We start from the raw sequence: 18979 nt of genomic DNA on the forward strand, positions 1-18979 counted from the left end.
GGTCGATGAGGGCAGGACGGGCGGCGGCCCTGGTCATGCTGGCGCTGGCGCCCATGGTGTGCGCGGCCGCCGAGGTGGACGGCGGCCAGCTTGCGGTCTGGTGGGGCGTGCCTTTTGCCGGCGTGCTGCTGTCGATAGCGCTGCTGCCGCTGCTCGCGCCGGTGCTCTGGCACCATCATTACGGCAAGATCACCGCGGCCTGGGCGCTGGCCTTCTTCATTCCGTTTGCGCTGCGCTTCGGCTGGGAGAGCGCGGGGCAGGGCCTGGTGCATGCGCTGGTGGCCGAGTACATCCCCTTCGTGATCCTGCTGACCGCGCTGTTCACCGTGGCCGGGGGCATCTACATCCGCGGCAACCTGCGCGGCACGCCGCTGCTGAACACCGGGATTCTGGCGGTGGGCGCGGTGCTGGCGAGCTTCATGGGCACGACCGGCGCGTCGATGCTGCTGATCCGCCCCTTGATCCGCGCCAACGACAACCGCCGGCATGTGGTGCATGTGGTGGTCTTTTTCATCTTCATCGTCTCCAACGCCGGCGGCTCGCTCACGCCGCTGGGCGATCCGCCGCTGTTTCTGGGCTTTCTGAAGGGCGTGAGCTTTTTCTGGACCGCCGAGCACGTGATCTTCGAGACCCTGTTCCTGGTGGGCGTGCTGCTGGCCTTGTTCTTCGCGCTGGACAGTTGGCTGTTTGCGCGCGCAGGCGAGCTCGATCGCCCCGACCCGACGCCCGACGCGGCCGAGCCGGCGCTGGGCTTTGACGGCAAGATCAACTTCCTGCTGCTGCTGGTAATCGTCGCGCTGGTGCTGCTCAGCGGCGTCTGGAAGTCGCCCCTGCAATGGGACGTGGCCGGCACGCCGGTAGGCCTGCCCTCGCTGGTGCGCGATCTGGGCATGGTGGCGGTGACGCTGGCTTCGCTGGCGCTCACGCCGCACGCGGTGCATGAGGCCAACCAGTTCAGCTGGGGCCCGATGCAAGAGGTGGCCAAGCTGTTTGCCGGCATCTTCCTGACCATCATTCCGGTGATCGCCATGCTGCGCGCCGGCGTTCAAGGCCCCTTCGGCCCCATCGTCGCGGCCGTCACCGGCGCCGACGGGCAGCCGATTCCGGCGATGTATTTCTGGGCTTCGGGCATGCTCTCGTCGGTGCTGGACAACGCACCTACCTACCTGGTGTTCTTCAACACCGCCGGGGGCGACGCCGCGACGCTCATGAGCACGCATGCGCAGACGCTGGCGGCGGTGTCCATAGGCTCGGTCTTCATGGGCGCGATCACCTACATCGGCAACGCGCCCAACCTCATGGTCAAGGCGATCGCCGAAGACCGCGGCGTGAAGATGCCCAGCTTCTTCGGCTACATGCTCTGGTCGGTCGGCATCCTGGTGCCGTTGTTCATCGCCATCACCTGGATGTTTTTCTGAGCGAGGGGGCAAAGCCCATGTCCAAAGCGCAAGTGCTGGTTGCCTGTGTCGTCTTTCCCGAGGTGCTCGACGCGCTGCGTGCGCACTTCGAGGTGCAGGCGATCGGCGAGGGCGAGGTCTGGCACCAGCAGGACTTCGTGCAGCGCCTGGCGGGCAAGCAGGGCGCCTTCATCACCGGCGCGCACCGCATCGACGCCCAGGCGCTGGCGGCGGCGTCCGAGCTGAAGATCGTCGCCAACATGTCCGCGGGCTACAACAACCTGGACGTGGCGGCGATGACGGCCGCGGGCGTGGTCGGCACCAATACGCCCGACGTGCTGACCGAAACCACGGCCGACTTCGGCTTTGCGCTGCTGATGGCCGCCGCGCGGCGCATGCTCGAGGCAGAGAAATTCCTGCGCGCCGGGCGCTGGCAGCGCTGGCGCTACGACATGTTTGCCGGGCGCGACGTGCACGGCAGCACGCTGGGCATCCTTGGCATGGGCCGCATAGGCCAGGCCATCGCTCAGCGCGGCGCCTGGGGCTTTGGCATGGAGGTGCTCTACCACAACCGCCACCGGCTCGATGCGCGCACCGAAGAGCTGTGCAAGGCGCGCTACGTCGGCATGCAGGAGCTGCTGGCCGAGTCCGACCATCTGATGCTGGTGCTGCCCTACACCGCGCAGGCACACCACATCATCGGCGCGCCAGAGCTTGCGCGCATGAAGCCCACGGCCACGCTGGTGAACATCGGCCGCGGCGGCCTGGTCGATGAAGACGCGCTGGCGCGCGCGCTCGCGGACGGCCGTCTGGCGGCGGCCGGGCTGGACGTGTTTGAGGGCGAGCCTCGGGTGAACCCCGCGCTGCTCAAGCTGCCCAACGTGGTTCTGACCCCGCACATCGCCAGCGCCACCGTGCCCACGCGTCGGGCCATGGCGCAACTGGCTGCGGACAACCTGATTTCCTTCTTCGCCGGCAGCGGCCCGCTGACACCGGTGAATTGAGCATCAAACAGGGCTCCAGCGCTTGCTCATCAAGCGCGACTAGCTATTGTTTTCGTAGTTGATCATGGCTCTGGAATGGATTCTTGCCCTGGCGCTGCTGGCGCTGGTGCTCTTGCTCCTGGTGGCGCTGCTGCTGCGCCGCCCGCGCGTGGCGCTGCCGCCCGAGTGGCTCGAGCGCCTGCAGGCGCTGGAAGCGGCGGCGCAGGGCACGCAGCTCGTGGTGGCGCGCAACGACGGTGCGCTCAGCGCCATGCGCGAGCAACTGCATGCCTTCAGCGAGGCCACGCGCGGCCTGCTCGACGAGCGCCTGGCCCAGGCGCGCGAGGAAGCCCGCGCCAGCCGGGGCGAGCTGCAGGCCGCCTTCAGCGCGCTGCAATCGCACCTGGAGCAACTGCTGGCGCAGGCGCGCGGCGAGCAGACGCAGGCGCTCGCGGCCTTTCGCAGCGAGTTGTCGGCCACGGTGCAGCAACTGGTGAGCGACAGCGCGCAGTCGCGCGAGGGCGTGGCCGCCAGCACCGAAGCCATGGCGCAGCGCATACAGCAGCGTTTTGACGCGCTCGCCGAGGTGCTGCGCGGCAGCTTTGATTCGCTCAAGGGCGATCTGCACGGGCAACTGGGCGCCAGCTCGGCCACGCTCAAGGAGCAACTGGGCAGCACCACGCAGGAGCTCACGCGCCAGCTCTCCGGCCTGGTCGCAAGCCACCAGCAGGGCGGCGAGGCGCTGCGCAATGCCTTGAACGAGCGCCTGGCCGCGATCCAGGGCGACAACGCCATGCGGCTGGAGGAAATGCGCCGCACCGTCGATGAGAAACTGCACGCCACGCTGGAGCGGCGCCTGGGCGAATCCTTCAAGCTCGTGAGTGAACGCCTGGAGCAGGTGCACAAGGGCCTGGGCGAGATGCAGACCCTGGCCGGCAGCGTGGGCGACCTCAAGCGCGTGATGACCAACGTCAAGGCGCGCGGCACCTGGGGCGAGTTGCAACTGGCCGCGATCATCGACAACGTGCTCACCGCCGAGCAGTACGCGCGCAACGTCAAGACCGTGCCGGGCAGCGACGAGCTGGTCGAGTTCGCCATTCGCCTGCCGGGCCGGGGCCAGGACACGCCGGTGTGGCTGCCGGTCGACTCCAAATACCCGGTGGAGCACTACCAGCGCCTGCTCGATGCCCAGGACGCGGCCGACAAGGCGGCCATCGCGGCGGCGGGCAATGCCTTCGAAACCTCGATCCGCTTCGAGGCCAGAAAGATCTCGGCCAAGTACGTGGCGCCGCCGCACACCACGGATTTCGCCATCCTCTACCTCTCGACCGAGGGCTTGTTTGCCGAGGTCATGCGCCGCCCCGGCCTGGTGGAGGCGGTGCAAAACGAGCTGCGCGTGATGATCACCGGCCCGGCCAACTTTGCCGCCATGCTCTCGAGTCTGCAGATGGGCTTCAAGACGCTGGCAATCGAGCAGCGCTCGGCCGAGGTCTGGAGCGTGCTGGGGCAGGTCAAGACCGAGTTCGCCAAGTTTGGCGATGCGGTGGAAGCCACGCGCAAATCCATCGACGCGGCCGCGCGCAAGTTCGAGCAGGTGGACGTACGCACGCGCGCCATCCAGCGCCGGCTGCGCAGCGTGCAGGAGCTGCCGGCGCCGCCGTCGCCCGAGCCGCGCCTGCCCGACATGGACGACGAGCCCGCCTGAAGCGCCCAAGAGGTGCCAGGCGAGGTCCCAGGGCAGCGCGGCAGAGCGCGTTTGTCCTACACGCCGTGGCGCGCCCGGCCTACGGCGCGCGCGGCGTGCGCGCTGCAGCATGGAGCGCAAGGCAAAGCTGCCCCGCGCTGGCGCACAGGGCGCGAGGCAGGCGCGCCGATCGAGACAGCCGCAACTTCGGAGGACAGCATGCCCAGAGGTGACAAATCCGCCTACACCGACAAACAGAAACGCCAGGCCGAGCACATCGAGGACAGCTACGAAAAGCGCGGCGTGGACAGCGACGAGGCCGAACGCCGCGCCTGGGCCACGGTGAACAAGCAGTCGGGCGGCGGCAAGAAGTCGGGCTCGGGGCGCAAGCACCACGGCGACAAGTGAAAAAGGGGCGCAGTGCGCCCCTTTGCCACGTCCGAAGTCGCCGCGTTCAGGCCAGCGCGTCGGCCCAGATGTTGTTCGCCCAGGCAAGGGCAAAGCGCCCCTCGATTTCGGTCGGCGCGGCCGACAGACCGCCCGAGCCCTCCACGCTCAGCATGGTCTTCTTGGCCGCGTCGTAGCGGTGCACGCTGGCCACGTGCACCACGTCGCTCTCGCTCACGAAGCTGTAGCAGGTGTTGTTGTAGATCGGCAGATTGCCCGGCTGCCTGCCCGAGAGCAGCGCAACCACCGCGGCCGCCGCTACCTTACCGTGCTGGTTGGCCATGTGACCCGACTTGGGCATCAACGGCGCGCTCTGGGTGCAATCGCCCAGCACGTGCACGCCCTTGGCCTGGATGTGTTCCATGCTCAGCCAGTCGACCTCGCACCAGCGCTTGTTGGCGGTGGCCAGGCCCGCCTTGACCACCACGTCGCCCGAGCGCATCGGCGGAATCACGTTGAGCACGTCGGCCTTGATGTCGTCGTTGAAGTCGAACTTCAGCGTCTTCGTGGCCACGTCCACGTCGGTGAGGCGGTGCTTGGGCCGGTAGTCGATGATGCCCTTGTAGCGCTCGGCCCACGCGGCCTTGAACAGCTTGCCCTTGGAGGTCACGTCGTCGTTGGCGTCCAGCACCAGCACCTTGGACCTGGGCTTGGCGTGCTTGAAGTAGTTGGCCACCTGGCAGGCGCGCTCGTAGGGGCCGGGCGGGCAGCGGTAGGGCGCGAGCGGAATGCTCATGGCAAACACGCCGCCGTCGGGCATGGCCTCGAGCTGCTGGCGCAGCGCCAGCGTCTGCGGACCGGCCTTCCAGGCATGCAGTACCTGGTCCTGCGCGCCGGCCTTGTTCATGCCGGGCAGTTGCTCCCACATGAAGTCGACGCCGGGTGAGAGAACCAGGCGGTCGTAGGCCAGGGTGCCCCCGCCAGCGAGCCTGACCTGGCGCGTGTCCAGGTCGATGCCGCTGACCCGGTCGCGCACCACTTTCACGCCATGGCGCGCGCTCAGGTTGTCGTAGGGCGTGGTGATGTCGGCCATGGTCTTGGTGCCGCCCAGCACCAGGTTGGAGATCGGGCAGGAGACGAAGGCCGCGTTCGGTTCGACCAGCGTGACCTCGACCTTGCCCTCGGACCACATGCGGATGTACTTGGCCGCAGTGGCGCCGCCGTAGCCGCCGCCGACCACGACGACCTTGCCCCCTGCAGTACCGCCCACCGAGGCGCAGCCTGCCAGGCCCAGCGCGGAGACGGCCGAAACGGCCGAGCCGGCACGAATGAATTGACGACGATCCATGGTGTGCCTCCTCATTTCTTCTGCGCGGCGAAGTAGCCGGCGATGGCGCTCAGCTGCTCATCGGTATAGCCCTTGGCCAGCTGCTGCATGATGGTGGACGGCGCGCTGCCATTCTTGTAGGCGAGCAGCTTGTCGGTCATGTCGGCCTGGTTTTTGCCGGCCAGCGGCGGCATGCCCTTGAGGGCGTGGCCGTCGGTGCCGTGGCAGTTGGCGCAGCCGGCGGCCCAGCTGCGCACCTGCAGCGGGTCGGACTGGGCCTGGGCAAGACCGGCGGTGGTCATGAGACCGACCGCAAGGGTGGCGAAAAGCATTCTTTTCATGGTTTGGCGTCCTCCTGTGGACATTGGGGGGCGGAAAATCATTGGTACCCAGCGGGTGCGGGCATCGTAAGCCGGCGCTTATATGTGTCCTCCAAGGGTTTACCCTTGGTTCTTAGCCATTGATTTCATAAGCAAAAACCCCGGCAGGCAATGGCCTTTGGTGCTGCATGGAGATGGTTTTTGTGCTTGCCGGGGGTGTGACATAGTCGGGTTTTCCCTTAAGGCGCCGCACGAGGCGTTTTTTTGAGTGCCGCTTTCAATGCCATGACCGAATGTTCAAGCTCAGACTGGGATGTGCGCAGCGACGAGGTGCAGCGCAATCCGATGGCGGCATACGACCGCTTGCGCGAATCGCACGGCATGGCGCAATCGCAGGTGCTGCACACCTCGGTGTTTCGCCACGCCGACGTGCTGGCCGTGGTGCAGGACCACGCGCGCTTCAGCAGCGTGGTGTCTGCGCATGTGGCGGTGCCCAACGGCATGGATCCGCCCGAGCACACGCGCTACCGGCGCCTGATCGAGCCCTACTTCGCGCCCGAGCGGGTGGCCGCGATGCGCCCGCTCTACCAGCGCCTGGCGCAAGAACTGCTGGCCCAGACGCGCCAGACGCATGCAGGCCAGGCCTTCGACTTCATCGCCACCTGCGCCTTGCCCTATGCGGCACGCACGCAGTGTGCCTTCCTCGGCTGGCCGCTGGCGCTGGAGGGCGTGCTGTGCGACTGGATCGCCCAGCACCATGCGGCGGTGTTCGCGCAAGATCGAGCACGCCTGGCGCAGCTCGGCCAGGCCTTTGAAGCGCTGATCGAGCGTCTGCTCGACGAGCGCGACGCCGGCGCCGACGGCCCGCCGCGCGACGCGACCGAGGCGCTGATGCGCGAGCGCATCGATGGCCAGCCGCTGGCGCGCAGCGCCATAGCGAGCATCCTGCGCAACTGGACCGTGGGCGAGATCGGCACCATTGCCGCCTCCGTCGGCATCCTGGCCGACTGGCTGGCCCGCCACCCCGGGCTGCAGCAGCAACTGCGCGCCGAGCCCGCGCTGCAGGCCGAGGCGATCGAAGAGATCCTGCGTCTGCACGGGCCGCTTGCGGTGAACCGCCGCGTGGCGCGCTGCCCGGTGCACCTTGGCGGGCACGACTTTCAGGCCGGCGAGCGCGTCACCGTGCACTGGGGCGCGGCCAACCGCGACCCGCGCGTGTTCGAGGCGCCGGGGGAATTTCGCTTTGGCCGCGATCACGCGCGCAACCTGCTCTACGGCGCGGGCATCCATGTCTGCCCCGGCGCGCCACTGGCGCGGGCGCAACTGGCGCTGTGGCTGCAGGCCTTGCTCGGCGCCACCAGGCACTTGGCGCTGGCCCAGCCGCAGCAGCCGGCGCAGTACGCGCGCTACCCGGCCATGGGCTTCGAGCGCCTGGCGCTGGTGCTGGACTGGGCCTGAGGCGCGGGCGCCGCCAGGGACTTGTTCAGCGTCGCCCTAGGCCGCGTAGAAGCTGCGGATGATCTCCCAGGCCTGCTGCGCGTCGTCGGTGACGTGAAACAGCCGCAGGTCTTCCTCGTGGATCGTGCCTTCTTCGACCAGCACGTCCAGGTGCAGCACGCGGCTCCAGAACTGCGAGCCGAAGAGCACGATGGGCACAGGCTTGGCCTTGCGCGTCTGCACCAGGGTCAGCACCTCGAACAATTCGTCGAGCGTGCCAAAACCCCCGGGGAAGACGACCAGTGCCTTGGCGCGCATCATGAAATGCATCTTGCGCAGCGCAAAGTAGTGGAACTTGAAGGCCAGTGAGGGTGTGATGAAGCGGTTGCAGCTTTGCTCGTGCGGCAGCGTGATGTTCAGCCCTATGCTGGGCGCGCCCACGTCGTGCGCGCCGCGGTTGGCCGCTTCCATGATGCCCGGGCCCCCGCCCGTGCAGATGGTCAGGCGCTCGGCCGGCGGGCGGCCTTGGCTGTATTCGGACACGTGGCGGGCAAACCGGCGTGCCTGCTCGTAGTAGTGCGAGCTCTTGAGTTTGCGCTCGGCCAGCGTGATCGCGCGCGCGTCGCCGCCGGCGCGCGCGGCATCGAGCTGCGCCTGCGCCTCCTCGGGCGCGAGCGTGCGCGCGCTGCCATAGACCACTACGGTGCTCTCGATCTCCTGGGCCGCCAGGTCCAGATCGGGCTTGAGCAGTTCAAGCTGAAAGCGGATGCCGCGCGTCTCGCGCCGCTGCAGGAACTCAGGGTCGATGAAGGCCAGTCGGTAGGCGTCGGGCTTGAGCGGGTCGCTGTCGAGCGGGCCGTGGTCCAGCTCGCCCCACATCTGCATCAGGCGAGGGTCGCGAAGTTCGGTATTGGCGTCCATGGTTTCATTATAAAAATCGGAGTCTTCCCATTATGCTGCCTGCGAAAGGCGCTATTTTTATGGGAGTAATTGCGGCATCATGCCGCCCTGAGCCAGGGCGTCAGGCTGTGCAGCCCCAGCCAGGTCATGGTGAGCGAGCCCGCCAGGTGGAGCATGGCCGCCAGCAGCGCCAGGCCCAGCCGCCCTTGCATGAGCAGTGCCAGCACCTCGGCGGAGAAGGTGGAAAAAGTGGTGAGCGCGCCCAGAAAACCGGTCACCAGCGCCAGGCGCCAGAGCGGGTCGAGCTGCGGCAGCGCCTGCAGTGCGGCGATTGCCAGCCCCACCAGGTAGCCGCCCAGGAGGTTTGCCGCCAACGTGCCCCAGGGCAGCAGCGCGCCCGGGGTGTTCAGCCACAGCCCCAGCGCCCAGCGCAGCAGCGCCCCGAAGCTGGCGCCCAGACAGATGGCGGCGGCGGAAAGCATGCGCCGGCCCGCCCGCTTCAGGCACGCGCGGGTGCGAAGACTTCCAGCAGCCGGTCCAGCCCGCCCTGGTCGATTGCCACATTGGCGCGCGCGCGCACCGCGGGCTTGGCGTGCCAGGCCACGGACAGGCCGGCGGCTTCCATCATCTGCAGGTCGTTGGCGCCGTCGCCCATGGCCATGGTCTGCGCCGGGGCAATGCCCATGAGCGAAGCCAGCTCCAGCAGGGCGCGGCGTTTTTCCGCGCCGTCGCAAATGTCGCCCCAGACCTGGTCGACCATGCGGCCCGTCAGCCGCCCGCCGCGCAGCTCCAGCACGTTGGAGCGCGCAAAGCGCATGCCTAGACGCGCCTTCACCCGGTCGGCAAAAAAGCTGAAGCCGCCCGACACCAGCAGCGTGGCCACGCCGGCGCCGTGCAGCACCTGCATCAGGCGCTCGGCACCGGGGTTCAGCCGCAGGCGCTCGGTGTAGACGGCCTCCAGCTGCTCGACCGTGACGCCCTCGAGCAGCGCCACGCGCTGGCGCAGGCTTTCCTTGTAGTCGCTGATCCGGCCCTGCATGGCCGCTTCGGTGATGGCAGCGACCTCGGCCTTGCGACCGACGGCGGCGGCGATCTCGTCCACGCATTCGATGCCGATCAACGTCGAATCCATGTCGCAGGCCAGCAGTTGGTAGTCGGACAGGTGCAGCGGCGTGGTGATGCCCTGCACCACCAGGCCGGGCGCAATTTCGCGCGGGGTGTTGGTGTTCATGATGGGAGGAATTATCGGCCGCGCTTCAGTGCGCAAAGCGCTCGAACACCTCGCCCAGCTGGTCCATCCAGCGCGCCTTGGCGCTGGTCGGGGCAAAGCTTGCCTCGAAACTGTTGGCGGCCAGCTGCCAGGCGTGCGGCGCGCCCATGCCGGTCGCGGCAAAGACCTGGTGCAGGTTGTCGTTCAGATAGCCGCCAAAGTAGGCCGGGTCGTCCGAATTGGCCGTGGCTGCCAGGCCCGCGTCGAGCAGCGCCTTGAGATTGTGCTGGCGCAGGTCGGGGAAGACCTGCAGCTTCTGGTTGGACAGCGGGCAGACGGTGAGCGGTACGCGCTCGGCCGCCAGGCGCTGCATCAGCGCCTTGTCGTGCACCGCCTGCACGCCGTGGTCTATGCGCTCGGCATGCAACAGATCGAGCGCCTGCCAGATGTAGGCCGGCGGCCCTTCCTCGCCGGCGTGGGCGACGATGTGAAACCCGAGCTCGCGGCAGCGCGCGAACACGCGCTGGAATTTTTCCGGCGGGTGCCCGAGCTCGCTGGAATCGAGCCCCACGCCAATGAAGTGCTCGCGCAGCGGCAGCGCTTGCTCCAGGGTTTCAAAGGCCTCGCGCTCGCTCAGATGGCGCAGAAAGCTCAGGATCAGGCGGGCGCTGATGCCGTGGCGCTGCTGCGCCTCTTCGCAAGCGCGCGCCAGGCCGCGCACCACGCTGTCCATCGCCACGCCGCGCTCGGTGTGGGTCTGGGGGTCGAAGAAGATTTCCGCGTGCACTATGTTATCCATAGCTGCTCGCGCAAGATAGGCAAGCGCCATCTCGTAAAAATCCTCTTCGGTCTGGAGCACGCCCGCGCCCTGGTAGTACAGGTCGAGAAAGCTCTGCAAGTCGCTGAAGGCGTAGGCGCTGCGCAAATCCTGCACGCTGGCGTAGGGCAGGGCGATGCCATTGCGCCGCGCCAGCTCGAAGATCATTTCCGGCTCGAGCGAGCCCTCGATGTGGATGTGCAGCTCCGCCTTGGGCATGGCGGCAAGCAGCGCGTTCAGGCGTTCGGGGGCGATGCGGGGCAGGTTCTGGGGCACGTCGGGCTCCGTCGGCTAAAGACAGGTCTGAACATACCATCGGCGCGCTCCGGCTGACGCCCGGGCGCGGCGCGACGGCCAGCTTGAAGCAGCGCAAGCGGGCAAAAACGGGCAAGGGCCCCTGGCCGGATGGCGAGGAGCCCTTGTCGTGATTGGTCGGCGTGGCGGGATTCGAACTCGCGACCCCTTGCACCCCATGCAAGTGCGCTACCAGGCTGCGCTACACGCCGAAAGACGCAGATTGTAGCCTGCCTCTCAGGCCTCGGAGAGCAGGCTGCGAATTTCTTCGAGCTGCTGGCGCAGCTGCAGCGCGCTGAGCGGCGCCTGGGTGTCGGCCTGGCTTTGCAGCTGCAGTTCGTGCGCGGCGCTGCCCGCGCCCGAGAGCTCTTGCAGGCGATTGCGCGCGCCGCTGATGGTGAAGCCCTGCTCGTACAAGAGCTCGCGAATGCGGCGGATCATCAGAACCTCGTGGTGCTGGTAGTAGCGCCGGTTGCCGCGGCGCTTCATCGGGCGCAGCTGGGTGAATTCCTGTTCCCAGTAGCGCAGCACGTGCGCCTTGACCTTGCACAGGTCGGCCACTTCACCGATGGTGAAGTAGCGCTTGGCAGGTATCGGCGGCAGTTGCAGGCTCATGGCTATCCGGGCAGAAAGACGCGCAGCAAACCCGCAAGGGTACAGCAGACGCCCGGGTTCCTGCACGCGCGGGCGCCTTGGCGCCCGCACGTGTCATTTCTGCAGCTGTTCCTTGAGCTTGTTGCTGGCGTGAAAGGTGACCACGCGGCGCGCTTCGATCGGGATGACTTCGCCGGTGCGCGGGTTGCGCCCCGGGCGCGGCGCCTTGGTGCGGATCTGGAAGTTGCCGAAGTTGGACAGCTTCACGTCTTCGCCGCGGCTCAGGCTCTGGACGATGAGGTCGAAGAAGGCGTCGACTATGTCCTTGGCTTCGCGCTTGTTCAGCCCGATCTGCTCGAACAGCAGCTCGGCCAGGTGGGCCTTGGTGAGTGCCGGCGTTTCCAGGCTTTCGACGGCCAGCTCGATCTCGGGCGGGGCAGTGGGCGTGTTCATCGCAGTCGCGCTCCGGTGTGGTGGGCCAGTGCCTGCAGCACCTGCTGCACGGCGGTGTCGATGTCGGCATCGGTCAGCGTCGTCTGGCTGCTCTCCAGCGTCAGGCGGATGGCCAGGCTCTTTTCGTCCGCTGCGATGGCCGCGCCGGTGCTGCCGGGGTGCGGGCGAAACACGTCGAACAGCACGCACGAGCGCAGCAGCCCGCCCGGCAGCGCGCCGCGCGCCGCCTGCATGACTTGCGCGTGGCCGACGCTCTCCTTGACGACGATGGCGATGTCGCGCTCCACATGTTGCAGCCGGCCCACGGGGTGAAAGAGCGGCACCGGGTGCTCGCGCACCGCATCGAAATCGAGCTCGAAGAGCATGGGCGCGTGCGGCAGGCCCCAGCTCTGGCGCCAGCGCGGATGCAGCTCGCCCACATGGCCTATCGGCCGCCCGTCCAGCAGCACGCGCGCGCAGCGCCCCGGGTGCATGGCGGGGTGCTCCGCGGCCTCGAAGTCGGGCTGCAGTGCGCTGAGCAGCGCCTGCACGTCACCCTTGATGTCGAAGAAGTCGACCAGACGCTCCTTGCTGCCCCATTGCATCGGCACGCTGCTGCCGTAGGCGAGCGCGGCGATGCGCACCGGCTGGGCGTAGCCCTGCACGCTGGTGTCGCTGTCGGGCACAGTCGCGTCGCGCCGAAAGACGCGGCCGACCTCGAACACGCGCACGCGCGCGGCCTTGCGGTCCAGATTGGACTTGAGCACCTGCATGAGCGAGCCCAGCAGACTCGAGCGCATGACGCTCATCTGGCTGGCGATGGGGTTGAGCAGGCGAATCGGCGCGTCGTTGCCGGCGAGCTCCTGCTCCCAGCGCTCCTGCACGAAGCTGAAATTGATGGTTTCCTGGTAGCCCAGCGCGGCCATCTCGCGGCGCACCGCGTAGCGGCTGCGCCGGCTCTCGGGGCGCAGGCGCGGGGCGATGCGGCCCAGCGGCGCCTCGGTGGGCAGCTTCTGGTAGCCGATGATGCGCGCCACCTCTTCGATCAGGTCTTCTTCCAGGCGCAGATCGAAGCGGTAGCTGGGCGGGGTGACTTCGATTACGCCCTCGCGCTGCTGCACCGCCAGGCCCAGGCGCTCGAGCGCATCCACGCACTGCGCCTGGCTGAGCGCCATGCCTGTGACCTTGCTCGCGCGCGCCACGCGCAGCAGGACCGGCGCGGGCGCGGGCAGCCGGGCGCGCTGGTCGTCGATCGGGCCGCAGACGGTCTCGGGCGTGCCGCAGATGGCCAGCACCAGCTCGGTGATGCGCTCGATGTGCTCCACGGTGTGCTCGGGGTCTACGCCGCGCTCGAAGCGATGGCCGGCGTCGGTCGAGAAGTTGAAGCGGCGCGAGCGCCCGGCAATCGCCTCGGGCCACCAGAACGCGGCTTCGATGAAGATGTCGCGCGTGGCATCGCCCACGGCCGTGGCCTCGCCGCCCATGATGCCGGCGAGCGACTCCAGCGTGCGCTCGTCGGCAATCACGCCGATGCTTTCATCCACGGTCACGGTATTTCCGTTGAGCAGCGCAAGGGTTTCACCCGCCTTGCCCCAGCGCACGGTGAGGCCGCCTTGGATCTTGTCCAGGTCGAAGATGTGCGAGGGCCGGCCCAGCTCGAACATCACGTAGTTGGAGATATCCACCAGCGGCGCCACGCTGCGCTGGCCGCAGCGCGCCAGGCGCTGCACCATCCACTGCGGGGTTTGCGCGCGCGGGTTGACCCGGCGCACCACGCGGCCGGAAAAGCGCCCGCACAGATCGGGCGCCTCGATGCGCACCGGCAGGCGGTCGTCGATGGCGGTCGCGGCCTTGGAGAACTGCGGCGTTTTCAGCGGCGCGCCGGTGAGCGCCGAGAGCTCGCGCGCCACGCCGTAGACGCTGAGCGCATGCCCGAGGTTGGGCGTGAGCTTGAGCGTGAAGAGCGTGTCGTCCAGTTGCAGGTGCTCGCGGATGTCCTGACCCAGCGGCGCGTCGGCAGCCAGTTCCAGCAGCCCGCCGTGGTCGTCGGACAGCTTGAGCTCGCGCGCCGAGCACAGCATGCCGTGGCTTTGCACCCCGCGCAGCTTGCCGACCTTGATGTGAAACGCCTTGCCGTCTTCGCCCGGCGGCAGCTCGGCGCCCACCAGGGCGCAGGGCACGCGAATGCCCACGCGAGCATTGGGTGCGCCGCAGACGATGCTGAGCAGCTGCGGCCCGCCCACGTCCACCTGGCACACGCGCAGGCGGTCGGCGTCGGGGTGCGGCTCGGCGGCCTTGATCTGGCCGACCACCACGCCGGAAAACGGCGGCGCGACGGGGCGGGTTTCTTCCACCTCCAGCCCGGCCATGGTCAGGGTGTCGGCCAGCGCCTGGGTGCTCAGCGGCGGATTGCAGAATTCGCGCAACCAGGATTCGGGGAATTGCATGTTCGGGTACTCTGGGGTGCTCTGAAACGAATAGCTGCCAGCGCCTTAATATCAACGATTTCAAACAAAAAACATCTTGAAATCCAGTGCGGACGTGCGCTAGCAGCTCTCCTTTTTACTGAAACTGCGACAGAAAGCGGATGTCTCCGTCAAAAAACAAGCGCAGGTCATTCACGCCGTAGCGCAGCATGGTCAGGCGGTCCGGCCCCATGCCAAAGGCAAAGCCGATGTAGCGCTCGGGGTCGAGCCCCATGTGGCGCACCACGTTGGGATGCACCTGGCCAGAGCCGGCCACTTCCAGCCAGCGTCCGGCAAGCGGCCCGGAAGGGAATTGGATGTCGATCTCGGCGCTGGGCTCGGTGAAGGGGAAGAAGCTGGGCCGAAAGCGCAGCACCAGATCGTCGTTTTCAAAAAACGTCTTGCAAAAGCCGGTAAAAATCGTCTTCAAGTCGGCAAAACTCACGTTCTCGCCCAGCCACAAGCCTTCGCACTGGTGGAACATCGGCGAATGCGTGGCGTCCGAATCGACACGGTAGGTGCGCCCCGGGGCGATCACGCGGATGTCGGGCAGGGAGCCGTCCCAGGGTTTGCCCGCACGCGGGTCGAACCCGGCCGCATGCTTGCGGATGTGCGCGTGGGCATAGCGCACCTGCATCGGGCTGGTGTGCGGGCGCAGGTTCAGCGGCAGGCCGTCGCTGCTTTTGCCGTCGATGTAGAAGGTGTCCTGCATCGAACGCGCTGGGTGGTTGGGCGGGTTGTTCAGCGAGGTGAAGCTGAACCAGTCGGTCTCGATCTCGGGGCCGTCGGCCACGTCAAAACCCATGGAGCCGAAGATGGCCTCGATGCGCTCCATGGTCAGCGTCACCGGGTGCAGGCTGCCCACGCCGCGGGTGCGCCCCGGCAGGCTCACGTCCAGCGCCTCGGCTTTCAGATGGGTCTCAAGCTCGGCATCCTGCAGCGCCTGGCGGCGGGCGCCGAGCGCGGCCTCGATGGCCTGCTTGGCCGCGTTGATCGCCGCGCCGCGCGTGCGCTTTTCCTCGGGCGAGAGCTGGGCCATGCCCTTCATGAGCTCGGTCAGGCGCCCCGACTTGCCCAAGAACTGCGCCTTGGCGTTCTCCAGCTCGGCGGCCGTGGGGGCGGCGTTCAGTTGCTCTTGCGCGCTTGCAACCAGGGTGTCCAGATCAGTCATGAAAAACTCGGGCAGAAAGAAACGGGGGCCAGTGCCTTTTCAAGCCCTGGCCCCCGTGAGAGAAGCGTCGGCAGCTATCACAAAGATAGCAGCCGCGCAGGAACTCAGGCCGCCAGCCTGGCCTTGACCTGCTCCACGATGCCGGCAAAGGCGGCTTCGTCGTGCACCGCGAGATCGGCCAGCATCTTGCGGTCGATCTCGATGGCGGCCTTCTTCAGGCCGTTGGTGAACTGGCTGTAGGTCAAGCCCTGGGCACGCACGGCGGCGTTGATGCGGGTGATCCACAGACGACGGAAGACGCGCTTCTTGTTGCGGCGATCGCGGTAGGCGTACTGGCCCGCCTTCATCACCGCCTGCTTGGCGATGCGAAAGACGTTGCCGCGGCGACCACGGAAACCCTTGGCAAGGGCGAGAACCTTTTTATGACGGGCGCGGGCCGTCACACCACGTTTGACGCGAGGCATGTGTTTACTCCTGGTTCGTCAAGTTGATTACAGACCGGCCATGGGCATCATCCTGGCGATGGAGCCCATGTCACCGTCATGCACCGCCACCGTGCCACGCAACTGGCGCTTGTTCTTGGTGCTCTTCTTGGTCAGGATGTGGCGCTTGAACGCCTGGCCCCGCTTGACGGTGCCACCTGGACGAACGCGGAAACGCTTCTTCGCGCCGCTCTTGGTCTTCATTTTGGGCATTTGCATGCTCCTTCTTCATTTGTGCTCGCGAGGCGTTTGCACACCGCTGTGCAAACTTGCAGGCCCCGAGCCACTTCTGAAACGTGCCGCCGCTTGCGCCGCAGCCCGTGCGGCAGCGCTCTCGCGCCGCCTGTTGGCGCGCCGGCAGTGCCGCCGCGCCACATCTTGCCTCTTGCCTACGCCGTGGTTGCGGCGTTGCTGCCCGCGCTCTTGGCGCTGGCTTGCTTCTTGCGCGCCGGCGCAATCATCATCACCATCTGGCGGCCTTCGAGCTTGGGAAACTGCTCCACCTGGATGGTGTCGGCCAGCTCGTCGCGCAGGCGGTTGAGCAGGGCCAGGCCCAGTTCCTGGTGGGTGATCTCGCGGCCGCGAAAGCGCAGCGTCACCTTCACCTTGTCGCCTTCGCCCAGAAAACGGCGGATGTTGCGCAGCTTGATGTTGTAGTCGCCTTCATCGGTACCGGGGCGGAACTTCACTTCCTTGATGTCGATGACGGTCTGCTTGGCCTTGGCCTCGGCCGCCTTCTTCTGCTCCTGGTACTTGAACTTGCCGTAATCCATCAGGCGGCAGACGGGCGGGTGGGCCGTGGCGGCAATCTCCACCAGATCCACGTCCAGATCGCCCGCCATGCGCAGGGCTTCCTGCAGGCTCACGATGCCTATGGCCTCATTGTCCGGTCCGGTCAGACGCACTTCAGGCGCCATGATTTCCCGGTTCAGCCGGTGCTTGCGCTCCTCGCGGTGACGGCGATCACGGTATTCAGTAGCGATGGTTTTCACCTCTGTTCAATTTGACTACGAAAAGCGTAGCCGCTTGCGCACATGCGACGTGCACCAAAGCGTGGTTGCAACCACGAAGAATCAGGCTTTGGAGGCGATGTCCCGTGCGATCCGTTCGACGAAGGCGTCGAGAGACATCACGCCCAGGTCCACATTGCCCCGGGCACGTACCGCAACGCTGCCAGCGGCCTTTTCCTTGTCGCCCGCGACCAGGATATAGGGCGGCTTTTGCAGCGCTTGCTCACGTATTTTATACGTAATCTTCTGGTTGCCCAGCGCCGTCACCACCCTAAGATCTTGATTCGGCAACGCTTTTTGCAGCTTTGCGGCAATTTCGCGACAGTAGTCGGCCTGTGCATCCGTGATGTTGAGCACCGCGACTTGCACCGGCGCGAGCCAGGCGGGCAGGGCGCCCGCGTGCTGCTCGATCAGGATGCCGATGAAGCGCTCCAGAGAGCCGACGATGGCGCGGTGCAGCATCACCGGGCGATGGCGCGCGCCGTCCTCGCCCACGTATTCGGCGTCCAGGCGCTCGGGCATGGAGAAGTCCACCTGGATCGTGCCGCACTGCCACTGGCGCCCGATGGCGTCCTTGAGCGTGTACTCGATCTTGGGGCCGTAGAACGCGCCTTCGCCGGGTGAGAGCTCGTAGTCGCAGCCTGTGGCCTTGAGACTCTCGATGAGCGCCGCCTCGGCCTTGTCCCAGACTTCGTCCGAGCCTATGCGCGCCTCGGGGCGCGTGGCGATCTTGTAGATGATGTCGTGGAAGCCGAAGTCCGCATACACCTTCTGCAGCACGCGCGTGAAGGCGAGCACCTCGTCCTGGATCTGGTCTTCGGTGCAGAAGACGTGGCCGTCGTCCTGCGTGAAGGCGCGCACGCGCATGATGCCGTGCAGGCCGCCTGTGGGCTCGTTCCTGTGGCAGGCGCCAAACTCGCCATAGCGCAGCGGCAGGTCGCGGTAGCTCTTCACGCCCTGCTTGAAGATCAGGATGTGGCCCGGGCAGTTCATCGGCTTGAGTGCGTATTCGCGCTTTTCCGACTCGGTCGTGAACATGTTTTCACGGTACTTGTCCCAGTGGCCCGTCTTTTCCCACAGGCCCTTGTCCAGGATCTGCGGCGCCTTGACCTCCTGGTAGCCGCTGTCGCGGTAGACGCGCCGCATGTACTGCTCCACCTGCTGCCAGATCGCCCAGCCGCGCGGGTGCCAGAACACCGTGCCCGGCGAATGCTCGTCGATGTGAAACAGGTCGAGCTCGCGCCCCAGGCGCCGGTGGTCGCGCTTTTCCGCTTCCTCCAGCATGCTGAGGTAGGTCTGCAGGTCTTCCTTGCTGGCCCAGGCCGTGCCGTAGATGCGTTGCAGCATCTCGTTGCGGTGGTCGCCGCGCCAGTAGGCGCCGGCCACCTTCATCAGCTTGAAGTGCTTGAGCTTGCCTGTGCTGGGCACGTGCGGGCCGCGGCACAGGTCCTCGAAGCTGCCCTCACGGTACAGGCTCACCTCCTCGCCCGCCGGGATGCTGGCGATGATCTCGGCCTTGTAGTGCTCGCCCAGGCCCCTGAAATATTCGACCGCGGCGTCGCGCGGCAGCACGCGGCGCACCACCGGCTCGTCCTTGGCGGCGAGTTCGGTCATGCGCTTTTCGATTGCAGCCAGGTCTTCCGGCGTGAACGGGCGCTTGTAGCTGAAGTCGTAATAGAAACCGTTTTCGATGACTGGGCCGATCGTCACCTGGGCGTCGGGGAACAGCTCCTTGACCGCATAGGCCAGCAGGTGGGCCGTGGAGTGGCGTATCACGTCCAGGCCCTCGGCGTCCTTGATGGTGAGGATGGCCACTTGGCTGTCGGCGGCGATCGTGTAGGCCATGTCGACCACCTTGCCGTCGACCTTGCCGGCAATCGCGGCCCGCGCCAGAGCCGCGCCGATCGAGGCGGCGACTTCAGCGATGGTGACGGGCCCGGGAAACTGGCGCTGCGAACCGTCAGGTAGCGTGATCTGAACCATGGCGTGAGTCCCTTGCATAGCGGTGGGTGATCAAGACAACAAAAAGCGCGGAACAAGGTCCGCGCTTCTGGTGGGAAAGAGAAAGG

Annotated in this window: 19 protein-coding genes and 1 tRNA gene; 5 read left to right on the forward strand and 15 right to left on the reverse strand. The window is 66.9% G+C overall.

The features are described from left to right. Positions 1–5: 5 nt before the first annotated feature. The 4 genes from KUD94_RS00945 to KUD94_RS00960 all read left to right on the forward strand — a co-directional run bounded on the left by KUD94_RS00945 (position 6) and on the right by KUD94_RS00960 (position 4472). Positions 6–1418 (forward strand): sodium:proton antiporter, encoded by a 1413-nt coding sequence (locus KUD94_RS00945; RefSeq protein ID WP_218239147.1) that lies wholly within the window; start codon positions 6–8, stop codon positions 1416–1418. A gap of 17 nt (positions 1419–1435) precedes the next feature. Further along, positions 1436–2401: a D-glycerate dehydrogenase gene (locus KUD94_RS00950; protein ID WP_218238059.1), complete on the forward strand. Its 966-nt coding sequence runs from the start codon at positions 1436–1438 to the stop codon at positions 2399–2401. Between the two features lie 64 nt (positions 2402–2465). After that, positions 2466–4085, forward strand: coding sequence for a DNA recombination protein RmuC (gene rmuC, locus KUD94_RS00955; protein ID WP_218238060.1), 1620 nt, complete (start codon positions 2466–2468; stop codon positions 4083–4085). A gap of 198 nt (positions 4086–4283) precedes the next feature. Next, entirely contained in the window at positions 4284–4472 is a 189-nt protein-coding gene (locus KUD94_RS00960; protein WP_218238061.1) for a hypothetical protein, read from the forward strand. A 46-nt stretch (positions 4473–4518) separates the two neighbouring features. Here KUD94_RS00960 and KUD94_RS00965 read toward each other — a convergent pair whose 3' ends face one another. Further along, positions 4519–5799, reverse strand: coding sequence for an NAD(P)/FAD-dependent oxidoreductase (locus tag KUD94_RS00965; protein ID WP_218238062.1), 1281 nt, complete (start codon positions 5797–5799; stop codon positions 4519–4521). 11 nt (positions 5800–5810) lie between these two features. After that, the gene (locus tag KUD94_RS00970; protein ID WP_218238063.1) at positions 5811–6119 is read right to left on the reverse strand and encodes a c-type cytochrome; all 309 of its coding nucleotides are present in this window, start codon (positions 6117–6119) and stop codon (positions 5811–5813) included. 264 nt (positions 6120–6383) lie between these two features. Here KUD94_RS00970 and KUD94_RS00975 point away from each other — a divergent pair, with 264 nt between their 5' ends. Next, entirely contained in the window at positions 6384–7556 is a 1173-nt protein-coding gene (locus KUD94_RS00975) for a cytochrome P450 (protein WP_218238064.1), read from the forward strand. A gap of 36 nt (positions 7557–7592) precedes the next feature. Here KUD94_RS00975 and KUD94_RS00980 read toward each other — a convergent pair whose 3' ends face one another. The 13 genes from KUD94_RS00980 to thrS all read right to left on the reverse strand — a co-directional run bounded on the left by KUD94_RS00980 (position 7593) and on the right by thrS (position 18893). Next, on the reverse strand, positions 7593–8456 hold the full coding sequence (locus tag KUD94_RS00980; RefSeq protein ID WP_218238065.1) for a TIGR00730 family Rossman fold protein: 864 nt from the start codon (positions 8454–8456) through the stop codon (positions 7593–7595). A 77-nt stretch (positions 8457–8533) separates the two neighbouring features. Continuing rightward, complete coding sequence (gene crcB / locus KUD94_RS00985; RefSeq protein ID WP_218238066.1) at positions 8534–8917, reverse strand: fluoride efflux transporter CrcB; 384 nt, start codon at positions 8915–8917, stop codon at positions 8534–8536. A 17-nt stretch (positions 8918–8934) separates the two neighbouring features. Continuing rightward, positions 8935–9666, reverse strand: coding sequence for a phosphoserine phosphatase SerB (gene serB, locus KUD94_RS00990; RefSeq protein ID WP_218238067.1), 732 nt, complete (start codon positions 9664–9666; stop codon positions 8935–8937). 25 nt (positions 9667–9691) lie between these two features. After that, complete coding sequence (locus KUD94_RS00995) at positions 9692–10681, reverse strand: adenosine deaminase (RefSeq protein ID WP_218239148.1); 990 nt, start codon at positions 10679–10681, stop codon at positions 9692–9694. Between the two features lie 210 nt (positions 10682–10891). After that, positions 10892–10968: transfer RNA gene (locus KUD94_RS01000), tRNA-Pro, on the reverse strand. Between the two features lie 25 nt (positions 10969–10993). Next, complete coding sequence (locus KUD94_RS01005) at positions 10994–11371, reverse strand: MerR family transcriptional regulator (RefSeq protein ID WP_218238068.1); 378 nt, start codon at positions 11369–11371, stop codon at positions 10994–10996. Between the two features lie 93 nt (positions 11372–11464). Further along, positions 11465–11803, reverse strand: a complete 339-nt coding sequence (locus KUD94_RS01010) for an integration host factor subunit alpha (RefSeq protein ID WP_218238069.1) — start codon at positions 11801–11803, stop codon at positions 11465–11467. Then, positions 11800–14229 carry a phenylalanine--tRNA ligase subunit beta gene (gene pheT, locus KUD94_RS01015; RefSeq protein ID WP_218238070.1) on the reverse strand — a complete coding sequence of 810 codons (2430 nt, stop codon included), beginning with the start codon at positions 14227–14229 and terminating at the stop codon, positions 11800–11802. Before pheT ends, KUD94_RS01010 begins: the two co-directional genes overlap by 4 nt. 115 nt (positions 14230–14344) lie before the next feature. Then, a complete protein-coding gene (gene pheS, locus KUD94_RS01020; protein ID WP_218238071.1) occupies positions 14345–15418 on the reverse strand; it encodes a phenylalanine--tRNA ligase subunit alpha in 1074 nt (357 codons plus the stop codon). Positions 15419–15522: 104 nt separating this feature from the next. Continuing rightward, positions 15523–15882 (reverse strand): 50S ribosomal protein L20, encoded by a 360-nt coding sequence (gene rplT / locus KUD94_RS01025; protein WP_146911700.1) that lies wholly within the window; start codon positions 15880–15882, stop codon positions 15523–15525. A gap of 27 nt (positions 15883–15909) precedes the next feature. After that, entirely contained in the window at positions 15910–16113 is a 204-nt protein-coding gene (rpmI, locus tag KUD94_RS01030; RefSeq protein ID WP_146914053.1) for a 50S ribosomal protein L35, read from the reverse strand. A 176-nt stretch (positions 16114–16289) separates the two neighbouring features. Continuing rightward, positions 16290–16892 (reverse strand): translation initiation factor IF-3, encoded by a 603-nt coding sequence (infC, locus tag KUD94_RS01035; protein WP_218238072.1) that lies wholly within the window; start codon positions 16890–16892, stop codon positions 16290–16292. Between the two features lie 81 nt (positions 16893–16973). Next, positions 16974–18893, reverse strand: coding sequence for a threonine--tRNA ligase (gene thrS, locus KUD94_RS01040; RefSeq protein WP_218238073.1), 1920 nt, complete (start codon positions 18891–18893; stop codon positions 16974–16976). Positions 18894–18979 lie beyond the last annotated feature (86 nt).

It is taken from the genome of Comamonas sp. NLF-1-9 (assembly GCF_019195435.1).
Lineage (GTDB): Bacteria > Pseudomonadota > Gammaproteobacteria > Burkholderiales > Burkholderiaceae_C > Comamonas_C.

Bases quoted from the DNA above. Each gene is read 5' to 3' on its own strand.
- KUD94_RS00960 (WP_218238061.1), top strand. From the start codon at position 4,284: ATGCCCAGAGGTGACAAATCCGCCTACACCGACAAACAGAAACGCCAG.
- KUD94_RS01010 (WP_218238069.1), bottom strand. From the start codon at position 11,803: ATGAACACGCCCACTGCCCCGCCCGAGATCGAGCTGGCCGTCGAAAGC.
- pheS (WP_218238071.1), bottom strand. From the start codon at position 15,418: ATGACTGATCTGGACACCCTGGTTGCAAGCGCGCAAGAGCAACTGAAC.
- rpmI (WP_146914053.1), bottom strand. From the start codon at position 16,113: ATGCCCAAAATGAAGACCAAGAGCGGCGCGAAGAAGCGTTTCCGCGTT.
- KUD94_RS00995 (WP_218239148.1), bottom strand. From the start codon at position 10,681: ATGCCCAAGGCGGAGCTGCACATCCACATCGAGGGCTCGCTCGAGCCG.
- rplT (WP_146911700.1), bottom strand. From the start codon at position 15,882: ATGCCTCGCGTCAAACGTGGTGTGACGGCCCGCGCCCGTCATAAAAAG.
- rmuC (WP_218238060.1), top strand. From the start codon at position 2,466: ATGGCTCTGGAATGGATTCTTGCCCTGGCGCTGCTGGCGCTGGTGCTC.
- serB (WP_218238067.1), bottom strand. From the start codon at position 9,666: ATGAACACCAACACCCCGCGCGAAATTGCGCCCGGCCTGGTGGTGCAG.
- KUD94_RS00950 (WP_218238059.1), top strand. From the start codon at position 1,436: ATGTCCAAAGCGCAAGTGCTGGTTGCCTGTGTCGTCTTTCCCGAGGTG.
- pheT (WP_218238070.1), bottom strand. From the start codon at position 14,229: ATGCAATTCCCCGAATCCTGGTTGCGCGAATTCTGCAATCCGCCGCTG.
- KUD94_RS00970 (WP_218238063.1), bottom strand. From the start codon at position 6,119: ATGAAAAGAATGCTTTTCGCCACCCTTGCGGTCGGTCTCATGACCACC.
- KUD94_RS00945 (WP_218239147.1), top strand. From the start codon at position 6: ATGAGGGCAGGACGGGCGGCGGCCCTGGTCATGCTGGCGCTGGCGCCC.
- KUD94_RS00980 (WP_218238065.1), bottom strand. From the start codon at position 8,456: ATGGACGCCAATACCGAACTTCGCGACCCTCGCCTGATGCAGATGTGG.
- KUD94_RS01005 (WP_218238068.1), bottom strand. From the start codon at position 11,371: ATGAGCCTGCAACTGCCGCCGATACCTGCCAAGCGCTACTTCACCATC.
- KUD94_RS00965 (WP_218238062.1), bottom strand. From the start codon at position 5,799: ATGGATCGTCGTCAATTCATTCGTGCCGGCTCGGCCGTTTCGGCCGTC.
- thrS (WP_218238073.1), bottom strand. From the start codon at position 18,893: ATGGTTCAGATCACGCTACCTGACGGTTCGCAGCGCCAGTTTCCCGGG.
- crcB (WP_218238066.1), bottom strand. From the start codon at position 8,917: ATGCTTTCCGCCGCCGCCATCTGTCTGGGCGCCAGCTTCGGGGCGCTG.
- KUD94_RS00975 (WP_218238064.1), top strand. From the start codon at position 6,384: ATGACCGAATGTTCAAGCTCAGACTGGGATGTGCGCAGCGACGAGGTG.